Consider the following 18,702-nt stretch of genomic DNA (forward strand, 5'->3'; position numbering starts at 1 on the left):
GTGGGGGCGTCAGGCTGCCATCACTTCCCGAATATCCGCCGCCAGTTCCCGCACGCGTTCTTCTTCGGTGTCCCACGAACACATGAATCGCGCGCCGCCGTTGCCGATGAAGGTGTAGAAGCGCCAGCCCTTGGCCGTCAGCGCGGCGATGGCCGGCTCCGACAGTTGCAGGAACACGCCATTGGCCTGCACCGGGAACATCAGTTCCACGCCAGGAATGTCGCTCACCAGTTCGGCCAGCAACTGCGCGCAGTGGTTGGCGTGGCGGGCATATTTGAGCCAGGCGTCGTTTTCCAGAATCCCGACCCAGGGGGCGGAGAGGAAGCGCATTTTCGAGGCCAGTTGACCGGCCTGTTTGCAGCGATAGTCGAAGTCTTCGGCCAGTTTGTGGTTGAAGAACAGGATCGCTTCGCCCACCGCCATGCCGTTTTTCGTGCCGCCGAAGCACAGCACGTCGACGCCGGCCTTCCAGGTCAGGTCGGCTGGCGAGCAGCCCAGGTACGCGCAGGCGTTGGAGAAACGGGCGCCGTCCATGTGCAGGTTCAAGCCCAGTTCCTTGCAGGTGACGCTGATGGCGCGGATTTCTTCCGGTGTGTACACGCTGCCGACTTCGGTGGCCTGGGTCAGGGTGACGACACGTGGTTTCGGGTAGTGGATGTCCTGGCGCTTGAGGGCGATTTCGCGGATCGATTCAGGGGTCAGCTTGCCGTTTTCGGTGCGGGCGATGAGCAACTTGGAACCGTTGGAGAAAAACTCCGGCGCGCCGCATTCGTCGGTTTCGACGTGGGCAGTTTCCGAGCAGATCACGCTGTGGTAACTCTGGCACAGCGACGACAGGGCCAGGGAGTTGGCTGCGGTACCGTTGAAGGCGAAGAATACTTCGCAGTCGGTTTCGAACAGTTTGCGAAATTGATCGGACGCGCGTGCGGTCCATTCATCGTCGCCGTAAGCGCGCTGGTGGCCGTGGTTGGCCTGTTCCATGGCGGCCCAGGCTTCAGGGCAGATACCGGAATAGTTGTCGCTGGCGAATTGTTGGCTCTTGTCGGTCATGGCCTGCTTCCGTGATCGAGGCGCTTGTGGCGCTTCGTTGGTCAATGATGGTGCGCACTTTACCGAAGATCGTCCGGGGAGCACACGGGATGTCACTGTCAGAAAATTACAAGGACGCCGGGCAATTATGCACATGACGCAGAGGGACGGTGCACTGGATCTGCTCAAGTGGCTGGCGCTGCTGAGCATGGTGCTCGATCACCTTCGATATGTCGGTTATTCCGTCGATTTCCTTTATGTTCCGGGCAGGCTGGCGTTTCCGTGGTTCTGTCTGGCGATGGCGGCGAACCTGTCGCGTACCCGCGCAGTGACGACCGACGGCCAGTGGCGCTACCTCGGTTGGTTGTTGCTATTCAGTGCCCTGAGCGAAATTCCGTATCGGATGTACATCCCTGATCACAACACCCTAAACGTGTTGCCTACGTTGGTGCTGGGGTTGTTGGTGGCTCGTGGCTGGCAGCACGGGACGCCGCAATCGCGACTGTTAGCGATGGGTGCCTTGGTGTTGGCGGCATTATTCCCGCAACGACTGATGTTCGGTTTCTTCGGCGTGCTGTTGCCGCTGGCGATGTTGCTGGTGATCCACCGGCCCTGGTATTTCAGCCTGTTGCCGGGGCTGGTGTGCCTGGCAGCCAATCAGTGGCAGGTGCTGTATTGCGCCGCCCGGTTCGGCAGCGGCGCGGCGATCTTCGGCATTGCCGCTTGTCTGATTGCGCCGTTAGCAGGCCTGCTGCTATTGCGACACGCCCAAGGTATCCAGCCACCGCCGATGCGCCGCTGGGCCTACGCGCTCTATCCCGCGCATTTCCTCGCACTTCTGGCTCTGCGCCACCTGATCACATGAGCTCCTGCAGGGGCGCTCTCGCGAGTTATGTCGTAAACGCACCTTTGCGTGGCGTCCATAGGCATTTGGCCTGTCTGCGCCGGTCATACCATCGCTATCAAAGGGCACTGCCGAAACGCCAGTGCCTCACCGAGACGAAAGGCGCACCGCCGCCGCTGGGAGAGACGCGATGTTCAGCAAGCAAGACCAGATCCAGGGTTACGACGATGCACTGCTGGCGGCGATGAATGCCGAGGAGCAACGCCAGGAAGATCACATCGAGCTGATCGCGTCGGAAAACTACACCAGCAAACGCGTGATGGAAGCGCAAGGCAGCGGCCTGACCAACAAATACGCCGAAGGCTATCCGGGCAAGCGCTACTACGGTGGCTGCGAGCACGTCGACAAGGTCGAAGCCCTGGCCATCGAACGCGCCAAGCAATTGTTCGGTGCCGATTACGCCAACGTGCAGCCGCATTCCGGTTCTTCGGCCAACAGCGCCGTTTACCTGGCCCTGCTGCAAGCCGGCGACACCATTCTGGGCATGAGCCTGGCCCACGGCGGCCACTTGACCCACGGCGCCAAAGTGTCGTCCTCGGGCAAGCTGTACAACGCGGTGCAGTACGGCATCGACACCAAAACCGGCTTGATTGACTACGATGAAGTCGAACGCCTGGCTGTTGAATGCAAACCGAAAATGATCGTCGCCGGTTTCTCGGCTTACTCCAAGACCCTCGACTTCCCGCGTTTCCGCCAGATCGCCGACAAGGTCGGTGCCCTGCTGTTCGTCGACATGGCCCACGTTGCCGGTCTGGTCGCTGCCGGTCTGTACCCGAACCCGCTGCCGTACGCCGACGTGGTCACCACCACTACCCACAAGACCCTGCGCGGTCCACGTGGCGGCCTGATCCTGGCCAAGGCCAACGAAGAAATCGAGAAGAGGCTCAACGCCGCGGTGTTCCCGGGCGCCCAGGGCGGCCCGCTGATGCACATCATCGCCGGCAAAGCCGTGTGCTTCAAGGAAGCACTGGAGCCTGGCTTCAAGGCTTATCAGCAACAAGTGATCGACAACGCCCAGGCCATGGCCGGCGTATTTATCAAACGCGGCTACGATGTAGTGTCCGGCGGTACCGATAACCACCTGTTCCTGGTCAGCCTGATCCGTCAGGGTCTCACCGGCAAAGAGGCGGACGCAGCACTCGGTCGCGCCCACATCACCGTGAACAAGAACGCTGTCCCGAACGATCCACAGTCGCCGTTCGTGACCTCCGGCCTGCGTATCGGCACCCCGGCGGTGACCACTCGCGGCTTCAAGGTTACCCAGTGTGTTGAGCTGGCTGGCTGGATCTGCGACATCCTCGACAACCTCGGCGACGCCGATGTCGAGGCCAATGTCGCCAAGCATGTGGCAGCCCTGTGCGCGGACTTCCCGGTTTATCGCTGAGCGCGGTTTTGGAGTAAATGACTATGCAACGCTATTCGGGCTTCGGCCTCTTCAAACACTCCCTCAGCCACCATGAAAACTGGCAGCGCATGTGGCGCACGCCGACCCCGAAAAAGGTCTACGACGTGGTCATCGTTGGCGGTGGCGGGCACGGTCTGGCGACCGCCTACTACCTGGCCAAGGAACACGGCATCACCAACGTGGCCGTGGTCGAGAAAGGCTGGCTGGGCGGCGGTAACACCGCGCGCAACACCACCATCGTGCGCTCCAACTACCTGTGGGACGAATCGGCCCACCTGTACGAACACGCGATGAAATTGTGGGAAGGCCTGTCCCAGGACCTGAACTACAACGTGATGTTCTCCCAGCGTGGCGTCTACAACCTGTGCCACACCCTGCAGGACATTCGTGATTCCGAGCGTCGGGTCAGCGCCAACCGCCTCAACGGCGTCGATGGTGAACTGCTCGATGCCAAGCAAGTGGCGGACGAGATTCCGTATCTCGACTGCTCCAAGAACACCCGCTACCCGGTGATGGGCGCCACCGTCCAGCGTCGCGGCGGCGTGGCCCGTCACGATGCCGTGGCGTGGGGCTTTGCCCGCGCCGCCGACGCCTTGGGCGTGGACCTGATCCAACAGACCGAAGTGATCGGCTTCCGCAAGGAAAACGGTGTGTGCATCGGTGTTGAAACCAACAAGGGCTTCATCGGCGCCAAGCGCGTCGGTGTGGTGACTGCCGGTAACTCCGGGCACATGGCCAAACTCGCCGGTTTCCGTCTGCCGATCGAATCGCACCCGCTGCAAGCGCTGGTGTCCGAGCCGATCAAGCCGATTATCGACAGCGTGATCATGTCCAACGCCGTGCACGGTTACATCAGCCAGTCCGACAAGGGCGACCTGGTGATCGGCGCCGGTATCGACGGCTACAACGGCTACGGCCAGCGTGGCTCGTACCCGGTGATCGAGCACACCATCCAGGCCATCGTCGAGATGTTCCCGGTGCTGTCGCGCGTACGCATGAATCGTCAGTGGGGCGGCATCGTCGACACCACGCCGGATGCCTGCCCGATCATCTCGAAGACTCCGGTACCAAACATGTTCTTCAACTGCGGTTGGGGCACCGGTGGCTTCAAGGCCACACCTGGCTCGGGCAACGTGTTTGCCGCCAGCCTGGCCAAGGGTGAAATGCACCCATTGGCTGCACCATTTTCCATCGACCGCTTCCACAGCGGTGCGTTGATCGACGAACACGGCGCTGCAGCAGTCGCCCACTAACAGGAGAAATCCCTATGTTGCATATCTTCTGTCCTCACTGTGGCGAACTGCGCTCCGAAGAGGAATTCCATGCATCCGGCCAGGCGCACATCCCGCGTCCACTGGATCCGAACAGCTGCACCGACGAGGAGTGGGGCGATTACATGTTCTTCCGCGATAACCCTCGCGGTCTGCACCACGAACTGTGGGATCACGTCGCCGGTTGCCGTCAGTACTTCAACGTCACCCGTGACACCGTGACCTACGAGATTCTCGAAACCTACAAGATCGGCGCCAAGCCGCAGTTCACCGACAAGACCGACAGCCCGAAAGCGGCCGCCACGGCTCTGGGAGAGAAGGTATGAGCCAGATCAATCGCCTGTCCAACGGCGGACGCATCGACCGTAACAAAGTGTTGAGCTTCACCTTCAACGGCCAGGTCTACAAAGGCTTTGAAGGCGATTCCCTGGCCGCTGCATTGCTGGCCAACGGTGTCGACATCATCGGCCGCAGCTTCAAGTACTCGCGCCCGCGCGGCATCTTCGCCGCCGGTGCCGAGGAGCCGAATGCCGTGCTGCAGATCGGTGCGACCGAAGCCACGCAGATCCCGAACGTACGCGCCACGCAACAAGCGCTGTATCAAGGCCTGGTCGCCACCAGCACCAACGGCTGGCCGAGCGTGAACAACGACATGATGGGGATTCTCGGCAAGGTCGGCGGCAAGCTGATGCCGCCGGGCTTCTACTACAAAACTTTCATGTATCCGCAATCGTTCTGGATGACTTACGAGAAGTACATTCGTAAGGCTGCAGGTCTTGGCCGTTCGCCAACCGAGAACGATCCGGACACCTACGACTACATGAACCAGCACTGCGACGTGCTGATCGTCGGCGCTGGCCCTGCGGGTCTGGCGGCTGCACTGGCGGCTGCCCGCAGCGGTGCCCGTGTGATCCTGGCCGATGAGCAGGAAGAGTTCGGCGGCAGTCTGCTCGACTCCCGCGAAAGCCTAGACGGCAAGCCTGCCACCGAGTGGGTTGCCAGCGTCATCGCCGAGCTGAAAAACACCCCGGACGTGCTGCTGTTGCCGCGCGCCACGGTCAACGGTTACCACGACCATAACTTCCTGACCATCCACGAGCGCCTCACCGATCACCTCGGCGACCGCGCCCCGATCGGCCAGGTGCGTCAGCGCATCCACCGTGTCCGCGCCAAGCGTGTGGTGCTGGCGACAGGCAGCCACGAGCGTCCACTGGTTTACGGCAACAACGACGTGCCGGGCAACATGCTCGCCGGCGCTGTGTCGACTTACGTACGTCGCTACGGCGTGGCACCGGGCAAGAAACTGGTGCTGTCGACCAACAACGACCACGCCTACCGCGTTGCCCTGGACTGGCTCGACGCCAGCCTGCAAGTGGTGGCCATCGCCGATGCCCGCAGCAACCCTCGCGGTGCGCTGGTGGAAGAAGCGCGCGCCAAAGGCATCCGCATCCTGACCGGCAGCGCCGTGATCGAGGCTCGTGGCAGCAAGCGCGTGACCGCTGCCCGTGTTGCCGCGATTGACGTAAAAGCCCACACCGTGACCAGCCCTGGCGAATGGCTCGATTGCGACCTGATTGCCAGTTCCGGCGGTTACAGCCCGGTGGTTCACCTGGCGTCGCACTTGGGCGGCAAGCCGATCTGGCGTGAAGACATCCTCGGTTTCGTACCGGGCGAAGCACCGCAGAAACGCGTGTGCGTCGGTGGCATCAACGGCGTTTATGGCCTCGGCGATTCGTTGGCCGATGGTTTTGAAGGCGGTGCTCGCGCGGCCAGCGAAGCCGGTTTCAGCGTGGTCGAAGGCGCACTGCCCAAAGCCCTGAGCCGTCTGGAAGAGCCGACGCTGGCGTTGTTCCAGGTGCCTCACGAAAAAGCCACTGCCCGTGCGCCGAAGCAATTCGTCGACCTGCAGAACGACGTCACCGCGGCCGCCATCGAACTGGCGACCCGCGAAGGCTTCGAGTCGGTCGAGCACGTCAAACGCTACACCGCACTGGGCTTCGGCACCGATCAGGGCAAGCTCGGCAACGTCAACGGCCTGGCCATTGCCGCCCGTTCGCTGAACGTGACCATCCCGCAGATGGGCACCACCATGTTCCGTCCGAACTACACGCCGGTCACCTTCGGCGCCGTGGCCGGTCGTCACTGTGGGCACATCTTCGAGCCGGTGCGCTACACCGCGCTGCACGCCTGGCATGTGAAAAACGGTGCCGAGTTCGAAGACGTCGGTCAGTGGAAACGTCCTTGGTACTTCCCGAAAAACGGTGAAGACCTGCATGCCGCCGTCAAACGCGAATGTAAAGCCGTGCGCGACAGCGTCGGCCTGCTGGACGCTTCGACCCTGGGCAAGATCGACATCCAGGGCCCGGATTCCCGCGAGTTCCTCAACCGCATCTACACCAACGCCTGGACCAAGCTCGACGTGGGCAAGGCCCGTTATGGCCTGATGTGTAAAGAAGACGGCATGGTGTTCGACGACGGCGTGACGGCATGCCTGGCCGACAACCATTTCGTGATGACCACCACCACCGGCGGCGCTGCGCGCGTGCTGCAATGGCTGGAAATCTACCATCAGACCGAATGGCCAGACCTGAAGGTGTACTTCACGTCCGTGACGGATCACTGGGCAACCATGACCCTGTCGGGGCCGAACAGCCGCAAGCTGCTCAGCGAAGTCACCGACGCCGACCTGAGCAGCGAAGCCTTCCCGTTCATGACCTGGAAAGAAGCGCTGGTCGGCGGTGTGCCGGCGCGGATTTTCCGGATTTCGTTTACCGGTGAGCTGTCGTACGAAGTCAACGTGCAGGCCGACTACGCCATGGGCGTGCTCGAGAAGATCGTCGAGGCCGGCAAGCAGTACAACCTGACTCCGTACGGCACTGAAACCATGCACGTACTGCGGGCCGAGAAGGGCTTCATCATCGTCGGTCAGGACACTGACAGCTCGATGACCCCGGACGACCTGAACATGGGCTGGTGTGTCGGTCGCACCAAACCGTTCTCGTGGATCGGCTGGCGTGGCATGAACCGCGAAGACTGTGTGCGTGATCAGCGCAAGCAGCTGGTTGGCCTGAAGCCGATCGATCCGACCAAATGGCTGCCCGAAGGTGCGCAACTGGTGTTCAACACCAAGCAAACCATCCCGATGACCATGGTGGGTCACGTGACTTCCAGTTACCTGCACAACTCCCTTGGCTATTCGTTTGCCATGGGCGTGGTGAAAGGCGGCTTGAAGCGCATGGGTGAGCGGGTGTTCGCACCGCTGGCCGACGGCAGCGTGATCGAGGCGGAAATCGTTTCTTCGGTGTTCTTCGATCCGAAAGGCGATCGCCAGAACGTGTAAGTCGATCGTTCCCACGCTCTGCGTGGGAATGCATCCCGGGACGCAGAGCGTCCCAAGAGCGGACGCAGAGCGTCCATGGCGGCATTCCCACGCAGAGCGTGGGAACGATCAATTCAAGACAGGTGCTTTATGACCGCAGCCAACGTTTACCAACAACGCCCAACCACCGGGGCCAAGGCCGAGTCGTCGCTGCATCACGCAGACCTCGCCAGCCTGGTGGGCAAGGGTCGCAAGAACGCCGGCGTGACCGTGCGCGAGAAAAAATTCCTTGGTCACCTGACCATCCGTGGCGATGGCCACGATGCAGCTTTCGCAGCCGGTGTGCACAAGGCGCTTGGCATCGAATTGCCGGGTGCACTGACTGTTATCGTCAAAGGCGAAACCAGCCTGCAATGGATGGGGCCGGATGAATGGCTGCTGATCGTGCCGACCGGTGAAGAATTCGCCGCCGAGAAAAAACTCCGTGAAGCGCTGGGCGACCTGCACATCCAGATCGTCAACGTCAGCGGTGGCCAGCAGCTCCTCGAACTCAGCGGCCCGAACGTGCGTCAGGTGCTGATGAAATCCACCAGCTACGACGTGCACCCCAACAACTTCCCGGTGGGCAAGGCTGTCGGCACGGTGTTCGCCAAGTCGCAACTGGTGATCCGTCATACCGCCGAAGACACCTGGGAACTGCTGATTCGCCGCAGTTTCTCGGATTACTGGTGGTTGTGGTTGCAGGATGCGTCGGCCGAGTACGGGCTTAGCGTTCAGGCTTGAGATTGATCGTAATGATCGTTCCCACGCTCTGCGTGGGAATGCATCCCGGGACGCTCCGCGTCCCAAGAGCGGACGCAGAGCGTCCATGGCGGCATTCCCACGCAGAGCGTGGGAACGATCAGAGGAGAAACACCACTATGAGCCGCGCCCCAGACACATGGATTCTGACCGCCGACTGCCCCAGCGTCCTCGGCACCGTGGATGTGGTGACCCGCTTTCTGTTCGAGCAGGGCTGCTACGTCACCGAGCACCATTCCTTCGATGACCGGCTCTCGGGCCGTTTCTTCATTCGCGTGGAATTTCGTCAGCCCGACGGTTTCGACGAACAAGCCTTCCGCGCAGGTCTGGCCGAGCGTGGTGAAGCCTTCGGGATGATCTTCGAGCTGACCCCGCCGAACTACCGGCCCAAAGTAGTGATCATGGTCTCCAAGGCCGATCACTGCCTCAACGACTTGCTCTACCGCCAGCGCATCGGCCAGTTGTCGATGGACGTGGTTGCCGTGGTCTCCAACCACCCGGACCTCAAACCGTTGGCCGACTGGCATCAGATTCCGTACTACCATTTCCCGCTGGACCCGAACGACAAGCCGTCACAGGAGCGTCAGGTCTGGCAGGTGATCGAAGAGGCCGGCGCCGAACTGGTGATCCTTGCCCGTTACATGCAGGTTCTGTCACCGGAGTTGTGCCGCAAACTCGACGGCAAGGCGATCAACATTCACCACTCCCTGCTGCCGGGTTTCAAAGGCGCCAAGCCGTATCACCAGGCCTACAACAAGGGCGTGAAACTGGTCGGCGCCACGGCGCACTACATCAATAACGATCTGGATGAAGGTCCGATCATCGCCCAGGGCGTGGAAGCGGTGGATCACAGCCACTATCCCGAAGACCTGATCGCCAAAGGGCGGGATATCGAAGGGCTGACGTTGGCCAGGGCGGTGGGGTATCACATTGAGCGAAGGGTATTCCTCAACGCCAATAGAACCGTCGTTCTTTAGATTTTGGGGCCGCTGCGCAGCCCATCGCGAGCAAGCTCGCTCCTACAGTTGATTGCGTACCCCTGTAGGAGCGAGCTTGCTCGCGAAGAGGCCCTCCCAAACAACACAAATACACACAGGCAATAAACCCGAGCAATCAACGCGCTGCCGCTCCATGGCAACGCGACTGCTACATAAAAACAACAGCGAGGTGAAAGCATGTCTGGCAATCGTGGTGTGGTATATCTCGGCGCTGGCAAGGTCGAAGTACAGAAAATCGACTATCCCAAAATGCAGGACCCGCGCGGCAGGAAGATCGAGCACGGTGTCATCCTGCGCGTAGTTTCCACCAACATCTGTGGTTCCGATCAGCACATGGTGCGCGGTCGTACCACCGCTCAGACCGGTCTGGTGCTGGGCCACGAGATCACCGGTGAAGTGATCGAGAAGGGCAGCGGTGTCGAGAACCTGCAGATCGGCGACTTGGTGTCGGTACCTTTCAACGTTGCCTGTGGCCGTTGCCGTTCGTGCAAAGAGCAACATACTGGCGTGTGCCTGAGCGTTAACCCGGCGCGTCCGGGCGGTGCCTATGGTTATGTCGACATGGGTGACTGGACCGGTGGCCAAGCCGAATACGCGTTTGTGCCCTATGCCGACTTCAACCTGCTGAAACTGCCGGATCGCGACCGGGCCATGGAAAAAATCCGTGACCTGACCTGTCTCTCCGACATCCTGCCCACCGGTTACCACGGCGCAGTGACTGCCGGCGTTGGCCCTGGCAGCACCGTGTACATCGCCGGCGCCGGCCCGGTTGGCCTGGCGGCTGCCGCTTCCGCTCGCCTGCTGGGCGCTGCGGTGGTGATCGTCGGTGACGTCAACCCGATCCGCCTGGCCCATGCCAAGGCACAGGGCTTCGAAATCGCCGACCTGTCTCAGGACACCCCACTGCACGAACAAATCGCTGCACTGTTGGGCGAACCGGAAGTGGACTGCGCCGTCGATGCCGTAGGCTTCGAAGCTCGCGGTCACGGCCATGCCGGCGTGAAGCACGAGGCTCCGGCCACCGTACTCAACTCGCTGATGGGCGTGGTTCGCGTCGCTGGCAAAATTGGTATTCCTGGCCTGTACGTCACCGAAGATCCGGGTGCAGTGGACGCTGCCGCGAAAATGGGCAGCCTGAGCATCCGCTTCGGCCTGGGCTGGGCCAAATCCCACAGCTTCCACACCGGCCAGACGCCAGTGATGAAGTACAACCGCCAGCTGATGCAGGCGATCATGTGGGACCGCATCAAGATTGCCGACATCGTGGGTGTGGAAGTCATCAGCCTGGATGACGCGCCACGGGGTTATGGCGAGTTCGATGCGGGCGTGCCGAAGAAGTTTGTGATTGATCCGCATAAGTTGTTTAGTGCGGCGTAAATAAAAACGGGCGACCCAAGGGTCGCCCGTTTTCATATGGATCAAAGTGTACTCAGTAAAAGTCACTTGGTATTAGCTTGCCTTGAGCTTCAAATAAGGAACAGCGGTCTCGCCGTTCTCTACTAGTGTTTTGCCGCCGTAGCTGCAGATGGAGCCATCATTGCTTTCGGCTTTCAGTTCGTATTTTGGGGCCAGATAATCATCGTTGGTAGCCATTGTGACGCCGGTCCATGTTTTGCCATTGGCGGTCGCGGAGTATTTGTAACCTTCATTGAAAGGGGCAGGAATATTCTTATCGCTGCTTGTATAAGGCGATGATTTGATGTCGCTTACTTTAGGGCAATCGTTGATGTCTGCCGCATAAACATTCCCTATCAGCGCCATCATTGCAAACATACCCACCGCAATTTTGCTTTGCATCATTGTGTACTCCATTACGTAATTGGAGTGCCAATGCTGATGGGGTTTTCTTCTTGTGCCTACTGTCAGATTTGATAGTTTTTTATGTTGGTTTTGAATCGCTGCAGTGTCTGTTTATGCGAATGCGAAATAAGCAGCCAAGACGAGGAACATGCCAGCGTATGCCCGGTCAAATCGGCAGTTTTACCGCTCGTTACCAAGCGGTTTTCATGGCACAAGAGGATGTCTGGATGAAAGTTTCACGCGGTTTTGCACTGGCATCGCTCATGGCTGTCGCTTCGTTGGCGACGCTGACCGCCAGCCCGGCCTTTGCACAGTTCAGTCTCGTTGATGCGGCCAAAGCGGTTTCGGCGATGCAGGGCGAGGAAGACGAGGAAGGTGTCGAGGCCGATGATGTTGATGGCATCGTAGCGGCAGCGCCTAAGGCCGCCGGTTTGCTCAATACCCTGGGCTCGCAGCTCGACGTCACCCCGGAACAGGCCATCGGCGGTGCGGGGGCGATGCTGGGGCTGGCGAGGAATCAGCTCAGCGGCCAGGACTTCTCCGAACTGAGCAAAAACGTGCCGGGTCTCGCTCAGATCGCCGGCAATAGCGCCATCGGTGGCCTGAACGGGTTGGGTGGGCTGCTCGGCGCGGGTTCGGACAAGAATGCGTTGCTCGATGGTTTGTTGGGCAACGTCAAGGACACTAAGGACCTGAACAATGCGTTCAGCGCCCTGGGCATGGACACCGGGATGGTCGGCCTGTTTGCCCCGGTGATCCTGCAATACCTCGGTCAGCAAGGTGTCACCGGTTCGCTGCTGCAAAATCTTGGCGGGATCTGGGGCACCGGCACCGGCACTGGCGCCGGTAGCTGAGTCAGCCCCCGGCGCGTAGTACCTTGATGCGCTGATCCTTTTCGATCCAGAGCTGGTTGACCCAGTTCTGGACCGTTTCGCGAAACGCCGGATCGTTTTCGTAATCGCCTTGCCACAGCACCGGGTCCAGTTCACGTGTGTGGATGTCGATGATCACCCTGGGCACGTTGCCGCTGATCAAATCCCAGAATCCCGGAATCTTCAGCTGCGGGTACACCACCGTCACATCGAGAATGGCGTCCAGCTGTTCGCCCATCGCCGCCAGCACGAACGCCACGCCGCCCGCCTTGGGCTTGAGCAGGTGGGTGAACGGCGACTGCTGCTGGGCGCTTTTCACGGCGGTATAGCGGGTGCCTTCCAGATAGTTGACCACCGTCACCGGCTGGCGCTTGTACAGCTCGCAGGCTTGTTTGGTGATCTCCAGGTCCTTGCCGGCCAGCTCCGGGTTCTTCGCCAGAAACGCCTTGGTGTAGCGCTTCATGAACGGATAGTCCAACGCCCACCAGGCCAGGCCCAGGAACGGCACCCAGATCAGTTCTTTCTTGAGGAAAAATTTGAAGAACGGTGTGCGTCGGTTAAGTGCCTGGATCAGCGCCGGGATATCGACCCAGGATTGATGGTTGCCGATCACCAGATACGAGGTGTCGCGGCGCAGCTCATCGCCGCCGCGAATGTCCCATTGGGTGGGGATGCACAGCCGAAAGATCAGCTTGTCGATTTCGGCCCAGGTTTCAGCAATCCACATCACCGCCTCCGAGGCGTAATCGCGAAAGCGCCCGGGCAGGAGCAGTTTGAGCAGCGCGGACACCATCAATGGCCCGAACAGGACCAGGGTGTTGAGCAACAGCAGCAGGGTAACGAGACAGCCGGTGAGCAGGCGGCGCATAGGTCACTCTTGAAAGCGTGTGGGCGCGCCATGATAAGCAGCTTCAGGTGGCAGGCCAAATCGCTGACGACGAATGTTTCACGTTGGCACCAGTAACCTCCTCGTGCCGATCGTTCCCACGCTCCGCGGGAATGCAGCCCGGGACGCTCCGCGTCCCCAAAGCGTGACGCAGAGCGTCACATGAGGCATTCCCACGCAGAGCGTGGGAACGATCATCCAGACAACGGTCTAAAATCCCGCTGCCCACTCTCCAAGGAAACTCCTTACGTGAAATCTCTCCTTGCACTGCTTACCNAGACAACGGTCTAAAATCCCGCTGCCCACTCTCCAAGGAAACTCCTTACGTGAAATCTCTCCTTGCACTGCTTACCCTCGTGGCCCTGCCGGTTCTGGCCGCCGAGCCGACCCTGTACGGGCGTTACGAATACATCGCGCTGCCGGAAATCGGCGGCGAAGTCCTCAAGGCCAAAATGGACACCGGCGCCCTGACCGCGTCGCTGTCGGCCAAGGATATCGAGACCTTCACCCGCGACGGCGACGAGTGGGTGCGCTTTCGCCTCGCCACCAAAGGTGCGAGCAACAAGGTCTATGAACACAAGGTCGCGCGGATCAGCAAGATCAAGAGCCGCGCCGATGAAGAGGATGAAGACAAGGAAGCGAGCGAAGTGACCAAGCGGCCGGTGGTCGACCTGGAATTGTGCCTGGGCAACGTCAAGCGCACCGTTGAGGTCAACCTCACCGACCGCAGCAGCTTCAATTACCCGCTGCTGATCGGCGCCAAAGCCCTGCGTGAATTCGGTGCGGCGGTGAATCCGGCGCGGCGTTTCACGGCCGACAAACCCGACTGCTGATTGACGGCGAATCAGCCTTGGGGCACCGTTCGCCCACTTAACTAGCGGGCTCGGACGCCATGCCTCATATCCTGATTGTCGAAGACGAAGCGGCGATTGCCGACACCCTGATTTTCGCCTTGCAGGGCGAGGGGTTCACCACCACCTGGTTGAGCCTTGGCGCGGCGGCGCTGGAGCATCAGCGCGTCACGCCGGCCGACCTGATCATTCTCGACATCGGCCTGCCGGACATCAGCGGCTTCGAAACCTGCAAGCAGTTGCGGCGTTTCAGCGAAGTGCCGGTGATTTTCCTCAGCGCCCGTGACGCCGAGATCGACCGCGTGGTGGGCCTGGAAATCGGTGCCGACGACTATGTGGTCAAACCGTTCAGCCCCCGGGAAGTGGCGGCGCGGGTTCGGGCGATTCTCAAGCGCATGGCGCCACGACCGGTGGCGGAGGTGGCCTCGGCGCTGTTTCGCATCGACGGCGAACGGGTGCAGATCAGCTATCGCAACCAGCCCCTGAGCCTGACTCGCCATGAGTTTCGTTTGCTGCAATGCCTGCTGGAACAACCCGAGCGAGTCTTCAGCCGCGAGCAATTGCTCGATGCGCTGGGCGTGGCCGCCGATGCCGGTTACGAGCGCAGCATCGACAGCCACATCAAGAGCGTGCGCGCCAAATTGCGCCTGGTGAAGGCCGACGCCGAGCCGATCCAGACCCACCGTGGCCTCGGCTACAGCTACAGCCCGGGGCACAGCTGATGTCACTGGGGATCCGGATTTTTCTGGTCTACGTGCTGTTCATCGGCCTGACCGGCTACTTTGTGCTCAACACCGTGATGGAAGAAATCCGCCCCGGTGTGCGCCAGTCCACCGAAGAAACCCTGGTGGACACCGCCAACCTGATGGCCGAGATCCTGCGCGACGACTTCAAGGCCGGCACCCTCAGCCAGAACCGCTGGCCCGAGTTGCTCAAGGCTTACGGCGAACGGCAACCGAAGGCGAAGATCTGGGGCCTGGCGAAGAATCAGGTCAACCACCGCATTTATGTCACCGATGCCAAAGGCATTGTGGTGCTGGATTCCAGCGGCACGGCGGTGGGTAAGGACTATTCGCGCTGGAACGACGTCTACCTGACCTTGCGTGGCGAATACGGCGCCCGTTCGACGCGCAGCAGCCCGGATGACTCGAACTCGTCGGTGATGCACGTCGGCGCACCGATTCGCGACAACGGCCAGATCATCGGCGTGGTGACGGTGGCCAAACCCAACAGTTCGTTGCAGCCGTATGTTGATCGCACCGAACGGCGATTGCTGGCGTATGGCGCCGGGCTGATCGGCCTCGGTCTGTTGTTCGGCGCGTTATTGTCCTGGTGGCTGAGCGCGGCGCTGCGACGGTTGACGGCTTATGCCCAAGCCGTCAGCGAAGGCCGGCGGGTCGAGGTGCCGCATTACCGTGGCGGCGAGCTGGAGCAACTGGCCACGGCGCTGGAGCAGATGCGCACCCAGCTTGAAGGCAAGGCTTACGTCGAGCGTTATGTACACACCCTGACCCATGAATTGAAAAGCCCGCTGGCGGCGATTCGTGGCGCGGCGGAGTTGCTGCAAGGCGAGATGCCGCCGGCCCAGCAGCAGCGCTTCGTCAGCAACATCGACAGCGAAAGTGCGCGCATGCAGCAGTTGATCGAACGCCTGTTGAACCTGGCGCAGGTTGAGCAACGTCAAGGGCTGGAGGAGCGGGTGGCGGTGCCATTGGCAGGCTTGGTGGAAGAACTGTTGAGCGCGCAGGCTGCACGAATCGAAGGCAAGCAGTTGCGTGTGGAACTGCACATCGCAGCGGATCTGAACCTGCTCGGCGAGCCGTTCCTGTTGCGCCAGGCGCTGGGCAATCTGCTGGAGAATGCGTTGGACTTCACCCCGGTTCAGGGCGTGCTGCGATTCAACGCCGAACGAGTCGGTGAGCAGGTTGAGTTCAGGCTGTTCAACCAGGCCGAGGCGATTCCCGACTATGCGTTGCCGCGCCTGGGGGAGCGCTTCTATTCACTGCCGCGTCCGGACAGTGGGCGCAAAAGCACCGGGTTGGGGCTGAACTTCGTAGAGGAAGTGGTCAAGTTGCATGGCGGTGCTATGAGTATCGGCAACGTCGACGGCGGTGTACTGGTGAGTTTGCGGTTGCCTGCAGACCGTTAAAGATCGCAGCCTTCGGCAGCTCCTACGCCGAGCGCAAACTCCACACATTCTCCATATTCGCCCCATAAATCTCCCACACACCGATTCCAGACTCTCCCCATCCAAACAGGGAGAGTCCCCATGAACCGTAGCCTGACCCTAAAACTCGGGGCGATTGCCCTTTTGATTCTGTTGCTGCTGATCCCGTTGTTGATGATCAACGGCGTGATCCAGGAGCGCCAGCAACTGCGCGACGGCGTGCTCGAAGACATCGCCCGCAGTTCCAGCTACAGCCAGCAATTGAGCGGCCCGCTGATGGTGGTGCCCTATCGAAAAACGGTGCGCACCTGGAAAACCAACAACAAGACCAACGAGCGTTATCAGGAGGTCGGCGAAGAGCGTGGCCGTTTGTATTTCCTGCCGGAACACTTTGAACTGGACGGCCAGGTCCAGACCGAACTGCGCGCCCGGGGCATCTACGAGGCGCGGCTGTTTCACGTCGATAACCGCATCAGCGGACAGTTCTCGGTTCCGGCACAACTGGGCATCAAGGAAGACTTCGCCGATTACCGCTTCGATCAACCGTTCCTGGCCGTCGGCATCAGCGACATTCGCGGCATCGAGAATGCGCTGAAACTCGAGCTCAATGGCCAGAAACTGGATTTTGTACCGGGTAGCCAGGTGGGTTGGTTGGGCGAGGGGGTGCACGTGACGCTGCCGGCGCTGGACACTAGACAGACCACGGAACTGGCATTCGCTTTCGACTTGCGTCTGCAAGGCACCGGTCAGTTGCAGGTGCTGCCGGTGGGCAAGACCAGCAAGGTGTCACTGACCGCCAATTGGCCTCACCCCAGCTTCATCGGCAATTACCTGCCGGCCCAGCGTGAAATCACCGATCAGGGCTTCACCGCCAATTGGCAGACCTCATTTTTCTCCACCAACCTGCAAGAGGCGTTGAACAGTTGTGTGTCGGGTGGCCATTGCGAGGCGTTCAGCGGTCGCAGCTTCGGCGTGAGTTTCATCGACCCGGTGGACCAGTACCTGAAAAGCGACCGGGCCATCAAATACGCGTTGCTGTTCATCGTCCTGACCTTCGCCGGTTTCTTCCTCTTCGAAGTGTTGAAAAGCCTGGCGGTACATCCGGTGCAATACGCCTTGGTGGGCGTGGCGCTGGCGTTCTTCTACCTGTTGCTGTTGTCGCTGTCCGAGCACATCGGCTTTGCCCTGGCGTATCTGCTGTCGGCGAGTGGCTGCGTGGCGTTGATCGGTTTCTATGTCTGCCATGTGCTGCGCAGCGTGCGCCACGGGTTAAGTTTTTCTGCGGGGTTGGCGGCGTTGTATGGCTTGCTCTACGGCTTGTTGAGTGCCGAGGATTACGCGCTGTTGATGGGTTCGCTACTGTTGTTCGGTCTGCTGGGGGTGTTCATGGTGCTGACCCGCAAGTTGGACTGGTACGGGATCGGGCAGAAAACCGCGAAGCCTTTGGATTTTGATATCGGTGCTGTGGAATGAGCCGGTGGTTGGGGTTGCGCGAAGATCAGCGTGTGGGTGAGGTGTTGGCGACGCGGATTGCCGGGTTGTTTCCGTTGGGTCCGGTGTGGCGCCAACGCGAGCAGGCTCGTTCCCACAATAGATCTCCAGTGGTTCGTTCGCGGGCAAGCCTCGCTCCTACGGATCACTTCAACCTGTAGGAGCGAGGCTTGCCCGCGAATAGGCCGGTACAGCCAGCGAAGATTTAAGCCTTGGGCATCGTCGCAATCATCGAAGGCCGCTGACTCACTTCGAAATACCACTCGGCCAGCTTCGGATTTTCCGTGCGCCATTCCAGATCCGGATGGCGCAAGTCCAGATAACCCAAGGCACAGGCCACACTGATCGCCGCCACATCGAAATGGCTGGTCAGCTCGGCAATCGCGTCGGCCTCCAGCAGCGCCAGGGCGCGACGAATCTTGTCGCGCTGACCGTCGAGCCACTCGTCCCAGTGTTTTTCCGGGGTGCGCAGGGCCACTTCATAGCGAATCATCACCGCGGCATCCATGATCCCGTCTGCCAGAGAGGCCAGGGTCAAGCGTCGCCAGCGCGCCGAGCCTTCACGGGGAATCAGCGGGTTGCCGACGTGCTGGTGATCGAGGTAGTCGAGGATCACCCGGCTGTCGTACAACACATTGCCGTCGGCCAGGCGCAGGGCCGGAATCTTGCCCAGTGGGTTGTCTTGGTTGAGGGCCGGATCCGGGCTGACCGGCGTGAGCTGGCTGGCTTGCAGCGCCACGCGGTTCGTTTGACCGGTCTCGTGCAGCAGCACCATGACTTTGCGAACGAAGGGCGACGCGGGGTTGTGGAACAAGGTCATGCTGGGGGCGGACATGGCAGGATCTCGATCGTGGGCAGTGTCGGCAGCATAGCGCGTGTAGGAGCGAGCTTGCTCGCGAAAGCGTCAG

18 protein-coding genes are annotated in these 18,702 nt (G+C 60.7%); 14 read left to right on the top strand and 4 right to left on the bottom strand.

The features are described 5' to 3' along the window. Positions 1-9: 9 nt before the first annotated feature. Positions 10-1,050, bottom strand: a complete 1,041-nt coding sequence (locus HCU66_RS08555; protein WP_205888069.1) for a threonine aldolase family protein — start codon at positions 1,048-1,050, stop codon at positions 10-12. Positions 1,051-1,177: 127 nt separating this feature from the next. Here HCU66_RS08555 and HCU66_RS08560 point away from each other — a divergent pair, with 127 nt between their 5' ends. The 8 genes from HCU66_RS08560 (at position 1,178) to fdhA (ending at position 11,104) form a co-directional block, all read left to right on the top strand. Further along, the gene (locus HCU66_RS08560; protein WP_205888070.1) at positions 1,178-1,894 is read left to right on the top strand and encodes a TraX family protein; all 717 of its coding nucleotides are present in this window, start codon (positions 1,178-1,180) and stop codon (positions 1,892-1,894) included. 169 nt (positions 1,895-2,063) lie between these two features. Then, a complete protein-coding gene (glyA, locus tag HCU66_RS08565; protein ID WP_205888071.1) occupies positions 2,064-3,317 on the top strand; it encodes a serine hydroxymethyltransferase in 1,254 nt (417 codons plus the stop codon). 23 nt (positions 3,318-3,340) lie between these two features. Continuing rightward, positions 3,341-4,591, top strand: coding sequence for a sarcosine oxidase subunit beta (locus HCU66_RS08570; RefSeq protein WP_007936415.1), 1,251 nt, complete (start codon positions 3,341-3,343; stop codon positions 4,589-4,591). Positions 4,592-4,605: 14 nt separating this feature from the next. Next, positions 4,606-4,935 carry a sarcosine oxidase subunit delta gene (locus HCU66_RS08575; RefSeq protein ID WP_008008142.1) on the top strand — a complete coding sequence of 110 codons (330 nt, stop codon included), beginning with the start codon at positions 4,606-4,608 and terminating at the stop codon, positions 4,933-4,935. Continuing rightward, on the top strand, positions 4,932-7,949 hold the full coding sequence (locus tag HCU66_RS08580; protein ID WP_205888072.1) for a sarcosine oxidase subunit alpha: 3,018 nt from the start codon (positions 4,932-4,934) through the stop codon (positions 7,947-7,949). Before HCU66_RS08575 ends, HCU66_RS08580 begins: the two co-directional genes overlap by 4 nt. Positions 7,950-8,078: 129 nt before the next feature. Next, positions 8,079-8,711, top strand: coding sequence for a sarcosine oxidase subunit gamma (locus tag HCU66_RS08585; protein ID WP_205888073.1), 633 nt, complete (start codon positions 8,079-8,081; stop codon positions 8,709-8,711). A gap of 137 nt (positions 8,712-8,848) precedes the next feature. Further along, entirely contained in the window at positions 8,849-9,706 is an 858-nt protein-coding gene (purU, locus tag HCU66_RS08590) for a formyltetrahydrofolate deformylase (RefSeq protein ID WP_205888074.1), read from the top strand. A gap of 198 nt (positions 9,707-9,904) precedes the next feature. Beyond that, positions 9,905-11,104, top strand: coding sequence for a formaldehyde dehydrogenase, glutathione-independent (gene fdhA, locus HCU66_RS08595; RefSeq protein WP_007936430.1), 1,200 nt, complete (start codon positions 9,905-9,907; stop codon positions 11,102-11,104). 72 nt (positions 11,105-11,176) lie between these two features. Here fdhA and HCU66_RS08600 read toward each other — a convergent pair whose 3' ends face one another. Beyond that, a complete protein-coding gene (locus tag HCU66_RS08600) occupies positions 11,177-11,527 on the bottom strand; it encodes a hypothetical protein (protein ID WP_205888075.1) in 351 nt (116 codons plus the stop codon). Between the two features lie 227 nt (positions 11,528-11,754). Between HCU66_RS08600 and HCU66_RS08605 the strand changes: the two genes are divergently transcribed. Further along, complete coding sequence (locus HCU66_RS08605; protein WP_205888076.1) at positions 11,755-12,381, top strand: DUF2780 domain-containing protein; 627 nt, start codon at positions 11,755-11,757, stop codon at positions 12,379-12,381. Position 12,382: 1 nt separating this feature from the next. On the opposite strand, the gene HCU66_RS08610 is transcribed toward HCU66_RS08605, so the two are convergent. Continuing rightward, positions 12,383-13,267 (bottom strand): acyltransferase, encoded by an 885-nt coding sequence (locus tag HCU66_RS08610; protein ID WP_205888077.1) that lies wholly within the window; start codon positions 13,265-13,267, stop codon positions 12,383-12,385. A gap of 344 nt (positions 13,268-13,611) precedes the next feature. On the opposite strand from HCU66_RS08610, the gene rloA2 reads away from it, so the two are divergent. The 5 genes from rloA2 (at position 13,612) to HCU66_RS08635 (ending at position 17,955) form a co-directional block, all read left to right on the top strand. Then, positions 13,612-14,118 carry a retropepsin-like aspartic peptidase RloA2 gene (gene rloA2, locus HCU66_RS08615; protein WP_205888078.1) on the top strand — a complete coding sequence of 169 codons (507 nt, stop codon included), beginning with the start codon at positions 13,612-13,614 and terminating at the stop codon, positions 14,116-14,118. A 59-nt stretch (positions 14,119-14,177) separates the two neighbouring features. Beyond that, on the top strand, positions 14,178-14,858 hold the full coding sequence (gene creB, locus HCU66_RS08620; RefSeq protein ID WP_205888079.1) for a two-component system response regulator CreB: 681 nt from the start codon (positions 14,178-14,180) through the stop codon (positions 14,856-14,858). Then, positions 14,858-16,285, top strand: coding sequence for a two-component system sensor histidine kinase CreC (creC, locus tag HCU66_RS08625; protein ID WP_205888080.1), 1,428 nt, complete (start codon positions 14,858-14,860; stop codon positions 16,283-16,285). The genes creB and creC overlap by 1 nt, the downstream gene beginning before the upstream one ends. Before the next feature lie 120 nt (positions 16,286-16,405). Beyond that, complete coding sequence (gene creD, locus HCU66_RS08630) at positions 16,406-17,776, top strand: cell envelope integrity protein CreD (protein WP_205888081.1); 1,371 nt, start codon at positions 16,406-16,408, stop codon at positions 17,774-17,776. Beyond that, positions 17,773-17,955 carry a hypothetical protein gene (locus HCU66_RS08635; RefSeq protein WP_081791021.1) on the top strand — a complete coding sequence of 61 codons (183 nt, stop codon included), beginning with the start codon at positions 17,773-17,775 and terminating at the stop codon, positions 17,953-17,955. The genes creD and HCU66_RS08635 overlap by 4 nt, the downstream gene beginning before the upstream one ends. 44 nt (positions 17,956-17,999) lie before the next feature. Here HCU66_RS08635 and HCU66_RS08640 read toward each other — a convergent pair whose 3' ends face one another. Beyond that, a complete protein-coding gene (locus tag HCU66_RS08640) occupies positions 18,000-18,629 on the bottom strand; it encodes a glutathione S-transferase (RefSeq protein WP_205888082.1) in 630 nt (209 codons plus the stop codon). Between the last annotated feature and the right edge of the window lie 73 nt (positions 18,630-18,702).

This window comes from Pseudomonas frederiksbergensis, from assembly GCF_017114915.1.
Lineage (GTDB): Bacteria > Pseudomonadota > Gammaproteobacteria > Pseudomonadales > Pseudomonadaceae > Aquipseudomonas > Aquipseudomonas frederiksbergensis_I.